The sequence below is a fragment of the Streptomyces sp. bgisy027 genome (assembly GCF_057710365.1).
The window spans coordinates 1-18679 of record NZ_JBYIVZ010000083.1 but is presented as its reverse complement, the minus strand read 5'-3'; the positions used below and the strand labels follow the sequence as shown (position 1 = coordinate 18679).

Below are 18679 nucleotides of genomic sequence, written 5' to 3'. Positions count from 1 at the left end.
TCCATGGCAGAGCTTGTCTACCGTCCCGTCGTCGGTTTCGCCCAGACCCTGTTCAAGGCGTGGGACCTCAAGATCGACTGCAAGGGGTCGGAGAACATTCCGCGCTCGGGCGGCGCCGTGCTGGTGAGCAACCACATCAGCTACCTGGACTTCGTCTTCAACGGCCTGGCCGCTCTGCCGCAGAAGAGACTCGTGCGCTTCATGGCGAAGGAGTCCGTGTTCCGGCACCGGATCTCCGGTCCGCTGATGCGCGGCATGAAGCACATCCCGGTGGACCGCAAGCAGGGTGAGGCGGCCTACGCCCACGCGCTGGACTCGCTGCGCTCCGGCGAAATCGTCGGGGTCTTCCCGGAGGCCACGATCTCGCAGTCGTTCACGCTGAAGAGCTTCAAGTCGGGCGCCGCCCGGCTGGCCCAGGAGGCGGGCGTCCCGCTGATCCCGATGGCCGTCTGGGGCACCCAGCGCCTGTGGACCAAGGGCCACCCGCGCAACTTCAAGCGCAGCCACACCCCGATCACCATCCGGGTCGGCGAGGCGATCGAGGCCTCCAAGGACAAGTACGCCGGCGCCATCACCCGCCAGCTGCGCGAACGCGTCCAGGAACTCCTGGAGGCCGCCCAGCGCGCCTACCCGGTCCGCCCCAAGGACGCCACGGACACCTGGTGGATGCCGGCCCACCTGGGCGGCACGGCCCCTACGCCGGAGCAGGTCCGCGCGGCCGAGGCGCACTGACGCCCGGCCGGTTCAGGAGGCCGGCGGCCGGACCTCGATCCGCGCCCCCGGGCTGAACTTCTCCAGCAGGTCGGCGAGTTCTTCCGCCGCGCTCCCGACGTCGGCGACGGGCATCGGCGCGAGGCTCTCCAGCAGGAAGATTGCGGACACCGTCTCCTCGGTGAGGCGGGTGCGCGGGCCCTGGCGCCAGTTCCAGCGGCGGCAGGTGACGCCCGCCTCGTCGCGCCACACGATCTCGCCCGCGTCCGGGTGCTCGATCACCTGCTCCCCGCCGGCGACGGTGACGAAGTCCTCCTCCCCGGTGGCACGCACCAGGTGCATGGCGCCCTCGATGCGGTCGATGTCCTCGCCGCCCACGGGGACGAGACGGGCGACGCTGATGGCGTTGTAGACGTCCACCAGGAGGTTGATCCGGGGCAGGCCCGCCTCCGACAGCGCCCGTTTGACCAGCGCCTCCGCGGAGTTGCGGGTGCGTGAGGGCTTCGACCCGAAGGCCGTGTACGCCTGCCGCCAGGCCGCCATGTGCGGGTCCTCGTGCGGCGCACGCCCGGCCAGACGTACGGCCAGGCGCCTGGCCGCGTCGTCGAGGAGCGCGGAACTGGCGTCCGTGCTGGGGCCGTTGACCAGCCCGTGCGCCTCGACGGCGACGTGCGTGAAGCCGGGCACGAGCGCGCGCACCTCGTCGGACACGGTCAGCGTGAGAGTCATCGTCCGCCTTCTCCCGGGGATCAGAGTGCGGTGGGGAGTGTCCGCCACGAGTGCGGTCTGTCGGAGGCTGCCTTGAGGACATCGAGCACCGCCGGATGCGGTGCAGCATACAGGTCCGGACAGTCCAGCTCATTGGACTCGGGGTCGGGCACGAAGACCAGCCGCTCCCCGTCGAGCGAGAGCTGCGCGTCCACGCCCGGCTTGTTGCCCCGGGGGTCCCGCCGATGTCAGGCCCCGTTTGATCCGTACGGCGACCAGGCCGTGCGGCACCGCGAACTTCTGGTGGCACCGCGCGGTCGGGATTCCTCGGCCCGCAGCAGCGCGGCCGGCGCGTGGGCCTTGGCGTAAAAGATGCCGGATCTCCTGCTCCAGGACGTCGGAGGCGCGCCAGGTGACCCGGGCTGGGCCTGCGCCCCGTGGTGGCGGCGCAGGCGGTCGCCGGCCAGGACGACCTGCCGGACGCCGATCCATCTGCACGACGAGGCGTCCCACACGATGGAGGTGGGGCTGCGGATCGACGAGGTGGTGCGCGGGGCGCGCACCACCGTCGAGACCCTCAAACGACGACCCGGAGCGGCCCATCAGCATTCGACCCGGACCTGCGCGACAACCGGGCGCAGATCGTGGTCAGCTGACGGACGGCGCCGCTAGCGTGCCATCTCCTCCTTCAGCGCCGCCACGAACGCGTCCACGTCGTCCTCGGTCGTGTCGAACGCGCACATCCAGCGCACGACGCCGGCCGTCTCGTCCCAGAAGTAGAAGCGGAACCGCTTCTGCAGGCGCTCGCTCACGTCGTGGGGTAGCTTGGCGAACACACCGTTGGCCTGCACCGGGTAGAGGATCTCCACACCGTGCAAGGCGCGCACGCCCTCGGCGAGGCGCTGGGCCATCTCGTTGGCGTGCCGGGCGTTGCGCAGCCACAGGTCCTTGGCGAGCAGGGCCTCCAACTGCACCGACACGAAGCGCATCTTGGAGGCGAGCTGCATGGACAGCTTGCGCAGATGCTTCATGTGGCTGACGGCGTCCTGGTTGAGGACGACGACCGCCTCGCCGAACAGGGCGCCGTTCTTGGTGCCGCCGAGGGAGAGGATGTCGACGCCGACCGCGTTGGTGAACGTCCGCATGGGGACGTTCAGCGAGGCGGCGGCGTTGGCTATCCGGGAGCCGTCCAGGTGCACCTTCATGCCGTGCGCGTGGGCGTGGTCGCAGATCGCTCGGATCTCGTCCGGTGTGTAGAGGGTGCCCAGTTCGGTGCTCTGGGTGATCGAGACGACCTGGGGCATCGCCCGGTGCTCGTCGTCCCAGCCGTACGCCTGCCGGTCGATCAGCTCGGGGGTGAGCTTGCCGTCGGGGGTGGGCACGGTGAGCAGCTTGAGGCCGCCCATGCGCTCCGGGGCGCCGCCCTCGTCGACGTGGATGTGCGCGCTCTCGGCGCAGATCACCGCGCCCCAGCGGTCGGTGACCGCCTGGAGCGCGACGACGTTGGCACCGGTGCCGTTGAACACCGGGAACGCCTCGGCGGTCGCGCCGAAGTGGCTGCGCACGATCCGCTGGAGGTTCTCGGTGTAGTCGTCCTCGCCGTACGCCACCTGGTGCCCGCCGTTGGCCAGGGCCAGGGCGGCGAGCACCTCGGGGTGGGCGCCGGCGTAGTTGTCACTGGCGAAGCCGCGGACGTCCGGGTCGTGGTGACGCCGGGCGTCGGTCTTCGGAGGGTTCACGGCTTCTCGGTCAGCCACAGGCGGTTTCCGTTCACTTCGGCGGCGGGCTTGTCCCAGACGCCGACGACGGCCTCGGCCAGGTCCTTGACGTCCGTGAAGCCCGCGAACTTCGCGTTGGGGCGGTCGGCGCGCATCGCGTCGTGCACCAGCGCCTTCACCACCAGGATGGCAGCAGCGGACGTCAGCTCCTCGGCGCCGGCGGCCTTGCGGAAGGCGTCGGCCAGCGCGAGGGTCCACGCCTCGGCGGCGGCCTTGGCGGCTGCGTACGAGGCGTTGCCGGCGGTCGGCTTCGAGGCACCGGCGGCGCTGATCAGCAGGTACCGGCCGCGCTCGCTGCGCTGGAGCGGCTCGAAGAAGGCGAGCGAGGTGTGCTGCACGGTGCGGATGAGCAGCAGCTCCAGGAAGTCCCAGTCGTCGAGGCTGGTCTTGATGAAGGTCTCGCTGCCGCGCCAGCCGCCGACGAGATGGACGAGGCCGTCGACGCGGCCGAACTCCTTCTCGGTGCGCAGTGCCCAGTCACGGGTGGAATCCAGGTCGAGCAGGTCGACCGTCTCGCCGGTGACCGCCGCGCCGCCGGAGGCGTAGCGCGCGGCGTCCACGGCCTCCGCCAGCCGCTCGGGGTCGTTGTCCGCGCCGACCACGGTGGCGCCCGCTTCCGCGAGTCGCCGCAGTGCCGCCCGGCCCGCGGGTCCACCCGCGCCGGCCACCGCGATCACCGCACCGCTGAGAGCTCCGTTCCCCGCCATCTTCTTCGCCTCCTGCTGAGCCGTGTTCTCGGTGCCGCTGTCGCTCACGCGGCGACTCGCTCGGCGCTCTCCGCCGTGATGCCCTTGGTGGAGGCGATCACGTTCTTCAGCTTCTTGGAGAGGGCCTCATAGAACATGCTCAGCGGAAACTCGTCCGGAAGCACGTCATCGACGAGCTTGCGCGGCGGCTGGGTCGTGTCCAGGGCGTCCGGACCCTTGGCCCAGCGGGATCCCGGGTGCGGGGCGAGGTAGGTGGAGACGAGCTCGTAGCCGGCGAACCAGTGCACGAGCTTCGGGCGGTCGATGCCGTCGCGGTAGAGGTTCTCGATCTCGGCGCACAGCTGGTTGGTGACCTGCGGGGCCCGGTCCCAGTCGATGTGCAGCTTGTTGTCGGTCCAGCGGACGACGTCGTGCTTGTGCAGGTAGGCGAAGAGCAGCTGGCCGCCGAGGCCGTCGTAGTTGCGCACGCGCTCGCCGGTGACCGGGAAGCGGAACATGCGGTCGAACAGCACGGCGTACTGCACGTCACGGGCCTGCGGGACGCCGTCGGCCTGGAGTTTCACGGCCTCCTTGAAGGCGGTGAGGTCACAGCGCAGCTCCTCCAGGCCGTACATCCAGAACGGCTGGCGCTGCTTGATCATGAACGGGTCGAACGGCAGGTCGCCGTGGCTGTGGGTGCGGTCGTGGACCATGTCCCACAGGACGAACGCCTCCTCGGTGCGCCGCTGGTCGTGGACCATCGCGGCGATGTCCTCGGGCAGGTCGAGGCCCAGGATGTCGACGGCGGCGTCGGTGACGCGGCGGAAGCGGGCGGCCTCGCGGTCGCAGAAGATGCCGCCCCAGCTGAAGCGCTCGGGCGCCTCGCGCACGGCGATCGTCTCCGGGAAGAGCACGGCGGAGTTGGTGTCGTACCCGGCCGTGAAGTCCTCGAACTTGATGCCGCAGAACAGCGGGTTGTCGTAGCGGGTGCGCTCCAGCTCGGCCAGCCAGTCCGGCCAGACCATGCGCAGGACGACCGCCTCGAGGTTGCGGTCGGGGTTGCCGTTCTGCGTGTACATCGCGAAGACGACCAGGTGCTGGAGGCCGTCGGCGCGGCTCGCGGCGGGCTGGAAGGCCAGCAGCGAGTCGAGGAAGTCGGGCACCTCGAAGCCGCCCTCGGCCCAGCGGCCGAGGTCCTTCACGAGGGCCGTGTGGTAGGCCGCGTCGTGCGGCAGCAGCGGGCTCAGCTCCTCGACGGCCGCCACGACACGCCGTAGGGCCGCCTCGGCGTCGGCCCGCGCGGGCGCGCCCTCGGCCTCGAAGTCGATCGACCCGTCCTTGGACTGCCATGGCCGGATCAGCTCCACGGCATCCTTGAGCACCGGCCACGCCGGGTGCTCAACCACCCTGGTCACGGGAGGAACCTGCTCCTCCGAAGCCGCCTGCACAAGAATTTCCGTCATGTCCCATCCTCCACGGGAGAACCTCGCGTAAGCACACCGTATGCATACGGGGTTTCTCTCAGCAAGTGGATGTTCGGGAAATTATCCTGTGCACACCTAAGGTCACAGAACTTTTTCCTGTTGGATGTCTCGCCGACGATTAGACGGGCCTCCAGCGGGCATACGCGGAGCCGACCCGCGAGATCCGGTCAATCCCCGGAGGACTCGCCCACGCCAGGGTGACCACCCATAGGGGTGCGAACCAGGCACGGCACGCCCCTCCCCGCAAACCCTGTGTACACGTGGGGTTCATCACGCGCACAGGCCACTAGGCTGCGGCTCGGCCCACGCGAACAGTCCGCTCCGGTTCGCGCGAGCTGCCCCCGCCGCCGTCGACGGAAGCGAGTTGAACCTTGAACTTCCTTACCATCGGTCACCGCGGAGTCATGGGTGTCGAACCCGAGAACACCCTCCGTTCCTTCGTCGCCGCCCAGCAGGCCGGCCTCGATGTCATCGAACTGGATCTCCACCTCAGCAAGGACGGCGCCCTCGTCGTCATGCACGACACCGATGTGGACCGCACGACCGACGGAACCGGCCCGGTCGCCGACAAGACCCTCGCCGAGCTGCGCGCCCTGGACGCGGGCCGCGGCGAGCGCGTACCGGTCTTCGATGAGGTCCTGGAGGCCGTGAGGTCACCCCTCCAGGCCGAGATCAAGGACGTGGCCGCAGCCCGGGTGCTCGCCGAGGTGATGACCGACCGGGACCTGGCACCCCGTGTCGAGGTGTCCTCGTTCCACGACGAGGCCGTCGCCGAGATCGCCCGCCTGGTGCCCGGGGTGCGCACCGCGCTGATCGCCAGCCGCTACGGCACCGACATCGTGGACCGCGCCGTGGCGGCCGGTGCCGCGACGGTCTGCCTGAACATCCGCCGGCTCACCCTGGAGGTCGTGGAGCACGCCCGCAAGGCGGACCTCAGGATCATCGGCTGGGTGGTGAACACCCAGGACCACCTGCGTCTCGTGCGGGCCCTGGAGCTGGACGGCGCGACCACCGACTATCCGGAGATCAAGCGCACCGGCCGCTTCACCGCGTGAGTCTCACGCCAGCACCTTGACCAGCAGCTCGAACTGGAGGTCGGCGCGCTGCGGGATGCCGAAGCGCTCGTCGCCGTACGGGAACGGGGTCATCCGGCCCGTACGGCGGTAGCCGCGCCGCTCGTACCAGGCGATCAGGTCGTCGCGTACGGAGATCACGGTCATGTGCATCTCGGTGGCGCCCCAGGTCTCGCGGGCCTGCCGCTCCGCCTCCGCGATGATCACCTTGCCGAGTCCGGCGCCCTGGAGCGCGGGGCTGACCGCGAACATTCCGAAGTAGGCGTGGGTCCCGCGGTGTTCGAGCTGGCAGCACGCGACGACCCGGCCGTCCCGCTCGACGGTGAGCAGCCGGCTGTCGGGCGACTTGACGACCGCCAGCACGCCCTCCGGGTCGGTCCGCTGTCCTTCGAGGATGTCCGCCTCGGTGGTCCACCCGGCCCGGCTGGAGTCCCCGCGGTAGGCGGACTCGATCAGCGCGACCAACGTGTCCACGTCGGCGTCGGTGGCCTCGCGGAAGACGAGTCCGGCAAAGGCGTCGGGCGCGGCGGTGTCCATGGTGCGGTTCTCCCCTTCACGGGCGCGGCTCGGGCACCGCTGAGCCTAACGCGCCGCTAGGCTCCCGCTGCATGGTGCACGTACTGAGCGGCCGGACCCTGCTGCGGCCCACCGATCCCGAACGGTCCCGTGTCTTCTACGGCGAGCAGCTCGGCCTCGCCGTCTACCGCGAGTTCGGCACCGGACCCGAGCGCGGCACCGTCTACTTCCTCGGCGGCGGCTTCCTGGAGGTCTCCGGACGTTCCGAGACGCCGGCGTCCCCGGCCCTGCGGCTGTGGATGCAGGTCGCGGATGTCGCCGCCGCGCACGAGGAACTGGTGGCGAAGGGCGTCGAAGTCGTGCGGCCTCCCGTGAAGGAGCCCTGGGGGCTGATCGAGATGTGGATCGCCGACCCGGACGGGACGCCGATCGTGCTGGTGGAGGTGCCGGCGGATCATCCGATTCGCTTCCGCCCCGGAATCTAGGGTGGCGGCTCGTGGCCGGCCGGCGCGGGCCGACTCCCGCCGGATGGCCGGGGTCCGGGGCGGGGCTCAGCATGCTGGAGGGGGCCTTCGCCGCGGGAGGAACGCCATGAAGCTCGACAAGCCGGTGACCGGCGGGCCCAACGGGCGGGGCATCGCCGTACTGCGGGATCCGCAGGGTGCGGTGTTCGGCGTGTACCACGAGCCCCCGCGGCCCTGATACCCGGTTCAGGCACGCAACGCGCCCAGCCGGCCCTCCAGCCGGCCGAGCAACTCGCCCAGCAAGGAAGCGAGTTCGCCGCGCCCCTCGGAGTCGAGTTCGGACAGTACCGAGGTCTCGTAGGCGAGTTGCTCCGGCAGGATGCCGTCCACGAGTTCCCGGCCCTCGTCGGTGAGACGGAGGTGGGCCACGCGCCGGTCGCGGGTGTCGCCGCGGCGCTCGACCAGGCCCCGTTCGGTCAGCTGCTTGAGGCGCTTGGTGACGGCGGCCCCCGAGGAGAAGGTCTCGCGGGCGAGCTCGCTGGGCGTCAGTTCGTGGCCGGTGCGGCGCAGCGCGCCGAGCAGGTCGAACTCGGGACGGCTCAGGCCCGCGCGGCGCAGGGGGGCGTCCTCGGCCTGCTGGAGGAGGGCGGCGCAGCGGTTGATGCGGCCGATGATCTCCATGGGCGCGGTGTCGAGGTCGGGGTGGACGCTCTGCCACTGCCGGACCACGGCGGCCACCGTGTCGCGTCTCGTCCCGGTCGGCCCGCCGCTGGTCGCCGTCATGGCCGTACGCCCTCCGTCGTGTTGCCCGTGCGCTGGTCCGGGTGCCGTCCTCGGCTACTACCCGTAGCGGCGAGCGTACGTGGTCCGGCGCGCTCGGCACGCACGACCCGCGCCCGGTGCGGCACCACGACGGCGGCGGCGAGCCCGACGAGCGCGCCGACCAGGGTGTCCACGACCCGCTCGGTGATCAGCGGCCAGGGCTCCTGGAACCCGGCGAACTCGGTGATCAGCAGTGCCATCGGGGTCACACAGACGCTGCCGAGCCAGTAGTTGCGGCCGATGAGCGCCTCGGCGCCGAAGTTGAGGGCGAGGCAGCACAGGACCAGCGCGACCTGTCCGGTGTGGGCGAGCGGCACCAGCGCGGCGAAGAAGAGGACGCCGAGGAGGTTGCCGACGACGCGCTGGACGCCGCGGCCCCAGGTGAGGGCGAGGTCGGCCTGATACAGGGACGCGGCGGTGACCAGGGCCCAGTACGGGCGGCCGATGCCGAGGGCCAGGGAGGCGTAGCCGGCGAGGGCGCAGCCGAGGGCGGTGCGCAGGGCGAGCGGGGCCAGCGGGCGCAGGCGGTGCCACAACGGGCCGGGGTGCGGGGCGACTTCGGAGTCGACACCGGCGAGGTCGGGGACCTCGGGAACGGGCCGGTCGTCGGCGGGTGCGGCGAGGGCTGCCTCGGCTCGGGCCACGAGGCGTTCGAGGGCGCGGCGGGTGCCGGAAGAGGCGGCAGACGGGGTGGCGGCTGTGGGGCGCAGTGCCTGCCGGGCGGCCTGCACGGCGAGGACGGTGGCGGCGTGGGTCGCGATGGCGTCCTGTCCGCTGCCGTGGGCCTCGGCGTGCGCCGCGGCGGCGTTCAGGGCTGCCGCGGTGGCCCGGCGCTCCGGGCCGTGCGGGCGCAGCAGGCCGGGGGCCATGCCGACGAGCCAAGCCCAGGCGCCGGCCGCCGCGGCGAGCCCCAGGTGGTCCGGGATCCGGTCCAAGGGCTGCGGGACGAACAGGGCGGCGGAGCTGATGAAGGTGAGGACGACGTTGCCGGGCGGTCCGATGCGGGTCGCGTCGCACAGCACCTTCTGCACGGCCGCCAGCATCGCACCGACGGCGACGAGGGCGACGGCGCTGCGGGTCAGGGAGGCTGCGAGCAGGGCGGTGGCGAGACCGCCGAGCATGCCGAGGACCACCCGTGCCAGGGCGCGGGCCCGAGCGGCGTAGGGACGGTTGTGGGCGTACAGCGCGCACAGGGACCCGGCCATCGTGTACATGGCCAGGTCCAGGCGGCCCAGCGCGAGAAGGGCGAGGTTGGGCGGGGCGACGGCGGCGACCGCGCTCAGGGCGGGCTTGAACCAGATGTCGGAGGGCCGGCCGAGGCGCAGCACTCCGGCGAGCGGGAGACGGCTGCTCATGACCATCACCTTAGCAAGTGTTTTACTCGTAAAGCATGTCACCCCCTACGGCGTGACCTGCCGTGCTCCGCCGAATGCTCCCCGTGTACACCCTTGCGCTTGCGTGCGCGCCGCGCGGCCGGGGCATCGACGGACTGACCGAGACCGTCGAGCGGGGAGGTGCGCGTGCACGGACCGGCTTCGCCCGGCTGGCTGCTGGTCGCGCTGTGTGCGGCGACCGGGGCCTACTGCCTGCTGCGGATGCGCAGTCACGTCGAGGAACAGCGCCGCACCGCGGGTGGCGAGGCGCTGATGGGGTTCGGCATGGCCGCGATGGCGGTGCCTGCCGCGGTGTTCACGCCGCCGTCGTGGGCCTGGCCCGTCTACGCCGCCGTGTTCGGCGCGGCAGCCCTGCACGCCCTGTGGTCCGCCCGGGCGGGCGGGCACCATCTGCACCACATGGTGGGGGCCTCGGCGATGGTCTACATGGCGATCGCGATGGCGGCGTCGCCGGGCCGTCACGGCGGTTCCGGCGTCCCGTACGTGACGGGCGCCTTGCTCGGGTACTTCACGGGCTACGTGCTGCTCTGCGGGGTCCGGCTGGTGCCGGTCACCGCCGGTGCCGACGGGGGTACCGGGTGGGGCGACCGGCCGGAGCTGGCGCGGGCCTGCCGGCTGTCGATGGGGATCGCCATGGTGGCGATGCTGCTGACGCTGTGACGCGGGGTCGCGGGGTCGCGCCCGGTGACTGGGCCGTACACGCACACGGCGCCACCCCATTGACGCATGAGAACTCGGACCGCACTCCTCCGTGGTCTGTGTCACTTTGGCGCGGGTGTCCGTACCCCTGAGCGATTCGGCGCTCATAGGGTGCTTCCCATGATGGTCACCGCGGCACTGTTGCTGCTCGGCGCCCTGACCGCCGTCCTCGCCCCGCGGCTGCTCGCGCGGGCGGACTGGCCGGACCGAGAACCGGTGGTCGCGCTGTGGGTGTGGCAGTGCGTCGTCGCGGCCGTACTGCTGTGCTGTGCACTGTCGATGACGCTCAGTGCGGCGGCCGCGTGGCAGGCCGTGCGCGGCCATGTGTTCGCGCCGGCGCCGAGTGCCGTCGTCGAGGCGTACGCACTCGGAGTGGGCGGTTCCTGGGCGTCGACGACCGCGGTGACACTCGCGTGCGGCGGGCTGTGGACCGGGGCGATGCTGGTGCGCGAGGTGGCACGCGCGCGTACCCGGCGCCGGCACCGCAGGGCCGAACTCCTCGTGCGCTCACCGCTGTTGCCGGGCGAGGAGACGGGGAACGACCGTCTGGTGATCCTGGAGGGCGAACGGCCGGACGCCTGGTGGCTGCCCGGCACGGCGCCCCGGCTCGTCATCACCACGGCCGCGCTGCGCCGCCTCAAGGGACGGCAGCTGGACGCGGTACTCGCGCACGAACAGGGGCACGCGCAGGCCCGGCACGACTGGCTGCTGCACTGTTCGGGGGCGCTCGCGGGCGGTTTTCCGCAGGTGCCGGTGTTCGCCGCGTTCCGTGACGAGATGCACCGACTGGTCGAACTCGCCGCCGACGACATGGCGTCCCGCCGCTTCGGCCGGCTGACCACCGCCCTCGCCCTGGTCGAACTCAACGAGGACCGGGGCGTGTTCGGCCCCTGCCCGACCGCGCACACGCACGTGCCGCAGCGCGTGAACCGGCTGCTCACTCCCCCGGACCGCCTCACGGCAGGCCGACGACTGCGTCTGACCGCAGCGGCCGCGCTGGTCCCGGCGGTGCCGGTGCTGGTCGCGGTCGTACCTGGGCTGCGGGCGCTGGGGTAGCAGGGACGGCGGGCCCGGCGGGCACACCCCATGCCGAGACACCGCACCCGGGAGCCGCACCCCACGCCGAGACACCGCACCCGGCGGCCGCGGCTACCCCTTGCCGGGGCGCTGGGTGGCCGGGCCGGCAGACCCCCATGCCGGAACACCCGCACCGGGCAGCCACGACTACCCCTGCCAGGGCACTGGACGGCCAGACGGGCACACCCCCACACCCGAAACCGCACCCGGCAGCCGCGACTACCCCTGCCGGGGCACTGGATGGCCGGGCCGGCGCACCCTCATGCCGGAACACCCGCCCGGGCGGCCGTGGGCTGCCCTTGGCGGGAGCCGCGCACAGGGAGCACGCCCGCCGCCAGGACACCGGCCCTCGTCGGGATGGCCCGCTCACCACCGGGTACCCGTCAGCCGATGTCGCTCCGGGCCACGGCCCGGTTCTCCTGGCGGGCGACCCAAACCCGCCCCCGGCATTGGCTTCTTGCCCCATCGGTCGGCGAGGATCGCAGTATGCACACCCAGTCCGTCGAGTCCCCGCCCCGCCCACCGGCCGAGCGCGGAACCTCCCGCTGGGCCGGTGCCCTGGCGCTGTGCTCGGCGCTGCTGCTCGCCCTGGTCGCCGTGCGCTGGCACCCGCTGATGAACGTGGACGACGGCATCGCGGACACCACGCACGGCTGGGCGGTGGACGAGCCCGGCGTCACGCACGCGTTCCGCATCCTGACGGACTGGGTCTGGGATCCATGGACGATGCGCATACTGACCTTCGCGGTAGCGATCTGGCTCGTGTGGCGCAGAGCCGCCCGCTGGACGGCGCTATGGCTGTTGGCCACATGTCTGCTCGCCACACTGTTCCAGCAGTTCCTGAAGGCCGTGGTCGACCGCCCCCGCCCGGTCTGGCCCGACCCGGTCGACTCCGCCCACTACTCCGCCTACCCCTCCGGCCACGCCATGACGGCCATGGTCGTCTGCGGACTCCTGCTGTGGCTCCTGCACCGGTACGGCGTCCGAGGCACCCTGTGGCGCACGGCCGTCGCCGTGGGAGTGATCTCCGTGGCCGGCGTCGGCCTGACCCGGATCTGGCTCGGCGTCCACTGGGTCACGGACGTCGTCGGCGGCTGGCTGCTCGGCGCGTTGGTCGTGGCCGTGGCGGTGCGGGTGCACACCCACCGGCGGGGCTGAGCGCGCACCGGCGATGCGGTGCACCGGAGGGGGTCACGCACACATCGGAGGCGTCGAACGCAGACCCGGGGGCGTGGTGCACCGGAGGCGTCGATCTTCCCGCGCGGCCGGGGCACGGCCCCGTAGGATCCCACCATGACCGCAGTTCTGTTCGATTTCTCCGGAACCCTCTTCCGTGTCGAATCCACCGAGTCCTGGCTGCGCGGAGTGATCGCCGAGGCGGGAGTGGAGCTCGCCGAGGCCGAGGTGGCCGAGGCGGCGCAGGCACTGGAGACGATGGGGGCACTCCCCGGCGGAGGTGCCCCCTCCTGGCTGCCCGAGGACGTCGCGAGCGTCTGGGGAGTGCGCGACAAGAGCGCGGAACTGCACCGGGCGGCCTACACCGGACTCTCCCGGCATGTGCCGCTCCCCCACGACCGGTTGCACGACCTGCTGTACGACCGCCACATGTCCCCGGCCGCCTGGGTGCCGTACCCCGACACCGCCGAGGTGTTGGGGGCGCTGCGCGAGCGCGGCATCGGGGTGGGCGTGGTCAGCAACATCGGCTGGGACATCCGCCCGGTGTTCCGCGAGCACGGGCTCGACCCGTACGTGGACACCTACGTGCTGTCCTACGAGCACGGCGTGCAGAAGCCCGACCCCCGACTGTTCCGGACGGCCTGCGCGGCGCTCGACGTGGATCCGCGCGACGTCGTCATGGTCGGCGACGACCGGCGGGCCGACGGCGGCGCGGCGGCGCTGGGCTGCGCGGTGCACTTCGTGGATCATCTGCCGGCGGCCGAGCGGCCGGACGGGCTGCGGCCGGTCCTGGATCTGGTGAGCGCCGGGGTGCGGACGAACGGCGCCGACCCGCGGAACGGCCACTGAACAAGTAGCCTCCGGCGACCATCGCCCTGGGCTGAGCCCGCCCCGGGCGATCCCCCGCGTCGCCCGGGGCGGACGGCAACCCCGACCGGTCCTCATGGAGGCCGGGCCGGACGCGCTGAGTATAGTTGGCTGGCAGCCAGTCAACGCAGGAGTTACAGCATGTCCCCGCGCAGCGCCTCGGTCAATGAAGAGCTGCGGCGGCGATCCCGTGAGCGACTCCTCCAGGCGGCGGTCGAGCTGGTCGGCGAGCACGGCTACGACGCCACCACGCTGGGCGACATCGCGGACCGGGCGGGCTCGGCGCGCGGACTGGTGTCGTACTACTTCCCCGGCAAGCGCCAGCTGGTGCAGTCCGCCGTGCACCGTCTGATGCACCGCACGCTTGAGGAGGCACTGGAGCGCGAGCCGCACACGGAGGACGGCCGGGAGCGGATGGCCAGGGCCATCGACGCGATCCTGGGCCTGGCCCGGGACCGGCCCGTGCTGATGCGCCAGCACATGGCGGGCATCCTCCAGGCCGAGGGCTTCGTGCAGTGCCCGGAACAGCGGCGGCTGGCCGAGCTGCTGCGGGAGGTCTGCGTACGGCACGGCTCGGCGGACGCCGACGCCGACTACCCGATGCTGCGCGCCCTGCTCATGGGCGCGGTCTACGCGGCGCTGGTGCCGGGGGTGCCGATGCCGGTGCCGGTGCTGCGGGCGGAGCTGTTCAAGCGTTACCGGCTCGACTGGGAGCAGGGCGTCCCGCCGGACGCTGAGGCCGTGTCCGGCGGGACGTGCGACATGGATCTGTCGCGGTTCTTCTCGACCGGGTCCGCATCGGACTGCTCCGAGGGCCGGTCGGATCCGTCCGCTCAGTCGAAGTAGTCCGGCTGGGTCTGGACGTTGAGTTCGCGCAGGTGCACCCCACGGGCCGGAGCGGTGCGCCGGTCGTTGAGCTTCAGGACGTCGAAGCCCCTCGCGAGCTCGTTCGAGTAGATGTAGCCGTTGTAGTAGTACGCCGACCAGGAGCCGGCCGATCTGAGGACGTCCGTGGTGAGCGGGCCGCGGTCGAAGTAGGCGATCTCCTCGGGGTTGCGCGAGTCGGTGAAGTCCCAGACCGAGATGCCGCCCTGGTACCAGCCCTGAACCATGATGTCCTTGCCCTTGACCGGGATCAGCGAGCCGTTGTGGGCGACGCAGTTCTCGGTGGCGGCCTGGTGGCGGGGGATCTTGAAGTAGCTGCGGAAGACCAGCTTGCGCTTGTCGCCCTTGCCGACGATGTCGTAGATGCCGTCGGCGCCGCGGTCCGGGCCGATCTCCGCGTTGCAGGTGGCCGCGCTGCCGCCGCCCAGCTCGTCGGTGAAGACGACCTTGTTCGCCTTCTGGTTGAAGGTCGCCGAGTGCCAGAACGCGAAGTTCACGTCGTCCCGGACCTGGTCGATGACCTTCGGATGCTCCGGGTCCGCGATGGACAGCAGGATGCCGTCGCCCATGCAGGCGCCCGCGGCCAGGTCCTTCGAGGGCAGTACGGTGATGTCGTGGCAGCCGGTGGTCTTGCGGACGCCGCCGGGCGGGCCGGGGTTGCCGCCGCCGTCCGGGCCCTCGCCGGGGAAGAGCACCGGGAAGTTCACCACGGCCGCCTTCTCGGGCGCGTGGCGCGGCACCTTGATCACGGATATGCCGTCGTGCGGCGGCTGGCAGTCCGGGTAGGAGGCGTCCGGCGAGTAGGAGGAGACGTAGACGTAGACGTTGCGGCGCTCGGGCACCAGCGTGTGGGTGTGCGAGCCGCAGGCGGTCTCGACGGCTGCGACGTACTTGGGATTGCGCTTGTCGCTGATGTCGAAGACCTTCATGCCCTCCCAGGAGGACTTCTCGGTCACGGGCTGGGTGGTGCTGTTGCAACTGCTGTCGCTGCGCGAGGAGTCGGTGGACAGGAACAGCAGGTTCCCCGAGACGGAGATGTCGTTCTGCGAGCCGGGACACAGCACCTGCGCGACGGTCGTGGGCGCTGCCGGGTTGCTGATGTCGAAGACGCGGAAGCCGTCGTAGTTGCCCGCGAAGGCGTATCGGCCCTGGAAGGCGAGGTCCGAATTGGTGCCCTGGAGCGCGTCCTTGGGGACGGAAGCCAGGTGTTCGATGTTGTCGGAGTGGACGATCTCGTTCTGGCCCGGTATCTCACCGTCCGCCAGCGACTCGCGGACCTGGGCGCGGGTGTGCTCGGAGACCTCCTGCTCCGCGACGGGGCCGTCCCCCGGGTCGGGGGTCGCGACGGCCGGCTGCGCGGTGAGCAGCGCGGCCAGGAGCCCGGCGGCGGCGGTGGCAACTCCCAGGCGTCTGCGACGTGTTCGGGGACTGCTGAACAGGATCACTGTTTCCTCCCTTGTTCCGTTCGCACTGGAACGGTTCACACACCAACGAGTATCGTCACGGTCATGCACATATCAACAGGGGGCAATGAACATGTAACGAGGCAGCCGACCCGCCGCGCATCGCGCGTCACGACCGGACCGGCCGTGCTGGCGGTCCTCGCCGTGCTCGCCCTCGGCGGCTGCGACGACGCCGAGACCAAGTCGCCCGCGCGGAGCGGGCCTTCGGTGATCGTGCCGGGCAAGCCCGGCGAGTCGAACCGGATGCTGTCCGCCGAGGAGGCCGAGCGACAGCGCGCCGAGGACGACTCCCCCAACTCCGCGGACGTCTCCTACGCGCGCATGATGATCGCGCACCACACCCAGGCCCTGGAGATGACCGAACTCGTTCCGGACCGCGCCGAGTCGACGAAGGTGACCAAGCTCGCCGAGCGGATCGCCGCCGCGCAGAAGCCCGAGATCGCCGCCATGCAGGGCTGGCTCAAGGCCAACGGCAAGGCCGGGCACGGCGACGGCCACGACCACGACCACGACTCGATGCCGGGCATGGCGACCGAGGCACAGCTGGAGAAGTTGCGTGCCGCGCGCGGGAAGGCGTTCGACCAGCTCTTCCTCACGTTGATGATCACCCATCACGAGGGGGCGATCACCATGGCCACCGATGTGAAGGGGCAGGGGAACAACATCCGGGTCGAGGAGATGGCGGACGAGGTGATCGCTCAGCAGACCAGCGAGATCACCCGGATGCGGGACATGTTCTGACGGCTTCGGCGTCTCGCCCCCGAAGCCGCGACCCCGCCGCCGCGCGCGCGTTCAGCGGCGCGCGCGTTCAGCGGCGCGCGCGTTCAGCGGCGCGCGCGGCGCGGGGTCAGGAACCCCGCGTCGCGCGCCTGCCCGATGAGCCGGAGCGACCTGCGGCGGCTGTGCCCGGTCGCACTCATCACCGCGAGCACGGGGTCGGTGCCCGCCTCCTGCGCCGCGCGGTACTTCTGGGCGATCAGCCACTGCCCCTCGACGCCGCGCGGCCAGCCCGACCCGGCCCGCCCGGTCCCGGCGCCGTCGGCATCCTCGCCGCCCTCACCTCCGTCGGCGTCCGGTCCCGTCCCGATGCCGCACGCCTCGGAGAGCGGCCCCTCGATCCAGTCGGCGAGCGCCGCCAGGTCGTCGAGGGAGAGCGCCGGCTCGGCGCGCACGTCCTCGATGGAGACGCACCCCTCGGACACCACGGCCACCGCGTCGACCCGCGCGCCGTCACCGAACTCCAGCCGGACGCCGAACCACACAGTGGCGCCGCCACCGTCCCGCACTTTCCATGCGGGCCACACCGACACGGCTCCGTCCGCCGCGGGGCGATCGGACAGATTAAGAAAGGATGCTTCCAGCACACACGCAACGTAACCGCATGATCACATTCCATACGAACGAACACGCGTCCTGTACGGCACACAGCACCCTGTCAGCGGAGCGGCAGCGGTGCGATGCTGGACCCGAGAGCGACTCCTGACGATCCCCGGACAAGGAGTTCCGCCGTGCTTCGTGTCGCCGTGGTCGGCTCCGGGCCCAGCGGGTGCTACACCGCCCAGAGCCTCGTACAACTGGACAACGACGTGTGCGTCGACGTCCTGGACCGGCTGCCCTGCCCGTACGGCCTGGTGCGCTACGGCGTGGCGCCGGACCACGAGAAGATCAAGTCCCTCCAGAACAACCTGCGCACGGTCCTGGAGCACGAGCGAGTGCGGTTCCTCGGCGGCGTCCGGATCGGCTCGGACGGGGTGCCCGGGGCGCGGCTGCGCGAGCTGTACCACGCCGTGGTGTACTGCGTCGGCGCCGCCACCGACCGGCACCTCGGGATTCCGGGCGAGGAACTGCCGGGCAGCTGGTCGGCGACGGAGTTCGTGTCCTGGTACAGCGGCCATCCGGACTTCCCGGAGCGCGAAGGGAACGGCACCCCGGGCCACGACGGCTTCGTGGCGGGCGCACGTTCCGCCGTGGTCATCGGCGTCGGGAACGTCGCGGTGGACGTCACCCGGATGCTGGCCCGTGGCGCCACCGAACTGAGCCCCACCGACATTCCGCAGGGCGCGCTCACCGCGCTGGCCGCGAGCCGCGTCACGGACATCGCCATGGTCGGCCGCCGCGGCCCCTCGCAGGCCCGCTTCACCACCAAGGAGCTGCGGGAGCTCGGCTCCCTCCCGGACACCGAAGTGACCGTGGATCCACGGGAGTTGGAGCTGGACCCTGCATACGCCGACCCCTCCGGTCTGCCCGCGCCGCAGCGCCGCAACGTCGAGGTGCTGCGCGGCTGGGCCGAGTCCCCGGCGCGCGGCGCCCGCCACCGGATCCGGCTGCGCTTCTTCCTGCGCCCCGTCGAACTCCTGGCCGACGCCGGGCGCGTGGGCGCGGTGCGCTTCGAACGCACGGTGCCCGACGGTCGGGGCGGAGTGACGGGCACGGGCCGGTACGAGGACATCGCGGCCCAGCTGGTGCTGCGTTCGGTGGGCTATCGCGGGGTCCCTCTGGAGGGCCTCCCCTTCGACGCGGCGAGCGGCACGGTGCCGCATGTCGCCGGGCGGGTGCTGCGCGAGGGCGTCGTGGCGCCGGGCGAGTACGTGGCCGGCTGGATCAAGCGGGGCCCGACCGGCGTCATCGGCACCAACCGGCCGTGCGCCAAGGAGACGGTGACGTCGCTGCTGGAGGACGCCGCCGCGCTCGCCGGCCGTGAACTGCCCGCCGATCCGCTCACCGCGCTGCGCGCCGACGGTGTCGAGCCCGTCGAGTGGCCCGGCTGGCAGTCGATCGAGCGCGCCGAGGCACAGCTGGGGGCGTCTCTCGGCAGGGGCGTGGTGAAGCTGCCCGACTGGCCGTCGCTGATGAACGCCGTGCACGGCAGCGACCGT

General features: G+C 71.7%; 20 protein-coding genes and 1 pseudogene. 11 read left to right on the top strand and 10 right to left on the bottom strand.

The genetic code is table 11. The annotated features are described in order from the left end of the window. The first annotated feature begins 3 nt into the window (after positions 1 to 3). Positions 4 to 732: a lysophospholipid acyltransferase family protein gene (locus tag AC3ETA_RS45420; protein ID WP_432198751.1), complete on the top strand. Its 729-nt coding sequence runs from the start codon at positions 4 to 6 to the stop codon at positions 730 to 732. 12 nt (positions 733 to 744) lie between these two features. Here AC3ETA_RS45420 and AC3ETA_RS45415 read toward each other — a convergent pair whose 3' ends face one another. The 5 genes and pseudogenes from AC3ETA_RS45415 to AC3ETA_RS45395 all read right to left on the bottom strand — a co-directional run bounded on the left by AC3ETA_RS45415 (position 745) and on the right by AC3ETA_RS45395 (position 5346). Then, positions 745 to 1440, bottom strand: a complete 696-nt coding sequence (locus AC3ETA_RS45415; RefSeq protein ID WP_432198750.1) for a B3/B4 domain-containing protein — start codon at positions 1438 to 1440, stop codon at positions 745 to 747. Positions 1441 to 1460: 20 nt separating this feature from the next. After that, a pseudogene (locus AC3ETA_RS45410) lies at positions 1461 to 1848 on the bottom strand (transglutaminase); the annotation flags it as partial. Between the two features lie 239 nt (positions 1849 to 2087). Then, positions 2088 to 3158 (bottom strand): threonine aldolase family protein, encoded by a 1071-nt coding sequence (locus AC3ETA_RS45405; RefSeq protein WP_432198749.1) that lies wholly within the window; start codon positions 3156 to 3158, stop codon positions 2088 to 2090. After that, on the bottom strand, positions 3155 to 3904 hold the full coding sequence (locus AC3ETA_RS45400; protein WP_432198761.1) for an SDR family NAD(P)-dependent oxidoreductase: 750 nt from the start codon (positions 3902 to 3904) through the stop codon (positions 3155 to 3157). The genes AC3ETA_RS45405 and AC3ETA_RS45400 overlap by 4 nt, the downstream gene beginning before the upstream one ends. A 44-nt stretch (positions 3905 to 3948) precedes the next feature. Continuing rightward, on the bottom strand, positions 3949 to 5346 hold the full coding sequence (locus AC3ETA_RS45395) for a DUF6421 family protein (protein ID WP_432198748.1): 1398 nt from the start codon (positions 5344 to 5346) through the stop codon (positions 3949 to 3951). Positions 5347 to 5738: 392 nt separating this feature from the next. Between AC3ETA_RS45395 and AC3ETA_RS45390 the strand changes: the two genes are divergently transcribed. After that, positions 5739 to 6422, top strand: coding sequence for a glycerophosphodiester phosphodiesterase (locus tag AC3ETA_RS45390; RefSeq protein WP_432198747.1), 684 nt, complete (start codon positions 5739 to 5741; stop codon positions 6420 to 6422). A 3-nt stretch (positions 6423 to 6425) separates the two neighbouring features. Here the strand turns inward: AC3ETA_RS45390 and AC3ETA_RS45385 are convergent, their stop codons facing one another. Continuing rightward, entirely contained in the window at positions 6426 to 6977 is a 552-nt protein-coding gene (locus AC3ETA_RS45385) for a GNAT family N-acetyltransferase (protein ID WP_432198746.1), read from the bottom strand. A gap of 71 nt (positions 6978 to 7048) precedes the next feature. On the opposite strand from AC3ETA_RS45385, the gene AC3ETA_RS45380 reads away from it, so the two are divergent. Both AC3ETA_RS45380 and AC3ETA_RS45375 read left to right on the top strand, forming a co-directional pair. Then, a complete protein-coding gene (locus AC3ETA_RS45380) occupies positions 7049 to 7441 on the top strand; it encodes a VOC family protein (RefSeq protein ID WP_432198745.1) in 393 nt (130 codons plus the stop codon). Between the two features lie 106 nt (positions 7442 to 7547). After that, positions 7548 to 7658, top strand: a complete 111-nt coding sequence (locus tag AC3ETA_RS45375; RefSeq protein ID WP_432198744.1) for a VOC family protein — start codon at positions 7548 to 7550, stop codon at positions 7656 to 7658. 8 nt (positions 7659 to 7666) lie between these two features. Here AC3ETA_RS45375 and AC3ETA_RS45370 read toward each other — a convergent pair whose 3' ends face one another. Together AC3ETA_RS45370 and AC3ETA_RS45365 are read right to left on the bottom strand one after the other, a co-directional pair. Then, positions 7667 to 8203, bottom strand: coding sequence for a MarR family winged helix-turn-helix transcriptional regulator (locus AC3ETA_RS45370; RefSeq protein WP_432198743.1), 537 nt, complete (start codon positions 8201 to 8203; stop codon positions 7667 to 7669). After that, a complete protein-coding gene (locus AC3ETA_RS45365) occupies positions 8200 to 9597 on the bottom strand; it encodes an FUSC family protein (protein WP_432198742.1) in 1398 nt (465 codons plus the stop codon). The genes AC3ETA_RS45370 and AC3ETA_RS45365 overlap by 4 nt, the downstream gene beginning before the upstream one ends. Positions 9598 to 9762: 165 nt before the next feature. Here AC3ETA_RS45365 and AC3ETA_RS45360 point away from each other — a divergent pair, with 165 nt between their 5' ends. The 5 genes from AC3ETA_RS45360 (at position 9763) to AC3ETA_RS45340 (ending at position 14301) form a co-directional block, all read left to right on the top strand. Further along, complete coding sequence (locus AC3ETA_RS45360; protein ID WP_432198741.1) at positions 9763 to 10296, top strand: DUF5134 domain-containing protein; 534 nt, start codon at positions 9763 to 9765, stop codon at positions 10294 to 10296. Between the two features lie 159 nt (positions 10297 to 10455). After that, positions 10456 to 11391, top strand: coding sequence for a M56 family metallopeptidase (locus tag AC3ETA_RS45355; protein WP_432198740.1), 936 nt, complete (start codon positions 10456 to 10458; stop codon positions 11389 to 11391). A gap of 507 nt (positions 11392 to 11898) precedes the next feature. Continuing rightward, positions 11899 to 12570 carry a phosphatase PAP2 family protein gene (locus AC3ETA_RS45350; protein ID WP_432198739.1) on the top strand — a complete coding sequence of 224 codons (672 nt, stop codon included), beginning with the start codon at positions 11899 to 11901 and terminating at the stop codon, positions 12568 to 12570. A gap of 135 nt (positions 12571 to 12705) precedes the next feature. Then, positions 12706 to 13437 carry an HAD family hydrolase gene (locus AC3ETA_RS45345; RefSeq protein WP_432198738.1) on the top strand — a complete coding sequence of 244 codons (732 nt, stop codon included), beginning with the start codon at positions 12706 to 12708 and terminating at the stop codon, positions 13435 to 13437. Positions 13438 to 13596: 159 nt separating this feature from the next. Beyond that, a complete protein-coding gene (locus AC3ETA_RS45340) occupies positions 13597 to 14301 on the top strand; it encodes a TetR/AcrR family transcriptional regulator (RefSeq protein ID WP_432198737.1) in 705 nt (234 codons plus the stop codon). Here the strand turns inward: AC3ETA_RS45340 and AC3ETA_RS45335 are convergent. Beyond that, positions 14289 to 15785 carry an LVIVD repeat-containing protein gene (locus AC3ETA_RS45335; RefSeq protein WP_432198736.1) on the bottom strand — a complete coding sequence of 499 codons (1497 nt, stop codon included), beginning with the start codon at positions 15783 to 15785 and terminating at the stop codon, positions 14289 to 14291. The two genes, AC3ETA_RS45340 and AC3ETA_RS45335, sit on opposite strands and share 13 nt — an antisense overlap. Positions 15786 to 15848: 63 nt before the next feature. On the opposite strand from AC3ETA_RS45335, the gene AC3ETA_RS45330 reads away from it, so the two are divergent. Further along, entirely contained in the window at positions 15849 to 16544 is a 696-nt protein-coding gene (locus AC3ETA_RS45330) for a DUF305 domain-containing protein (protein WP_432198735.1), read from the top strand. A gap of 83 nt (positions 16545 to 16627) precedes the next feature. On the opposite strand, the gene AC3ETA_RS45325 is transcribed toward AC3ETA_RS45330, so the two are convergent. After that, on the bottom strand, positions 16628 to 17113 hold the full coding sequence (locus AC3ETA_RS45325) for a DUF6214 family protein (RefSeq protein ID WP_432198760.1): 486 nt from the start codon (positions 17111 to 17113) through the stop codon (positions 16628 to 16630). A 198-nt stretch (positions 17114 to 17311) separates the two neighbouring features. Between AC3ETA_RS45325 and AC3ETA_RS45320 the strand changes: the two genes are divergently transcribed. Beyond that, a partial coding sequence (locus AC3ETA_RS45320) for an FAD-dependent oxidoreductase (protein WP_432198734.1) occupies positions 17312 to 18679 on the top strand: 1368 nt, incomplete at its 3' end.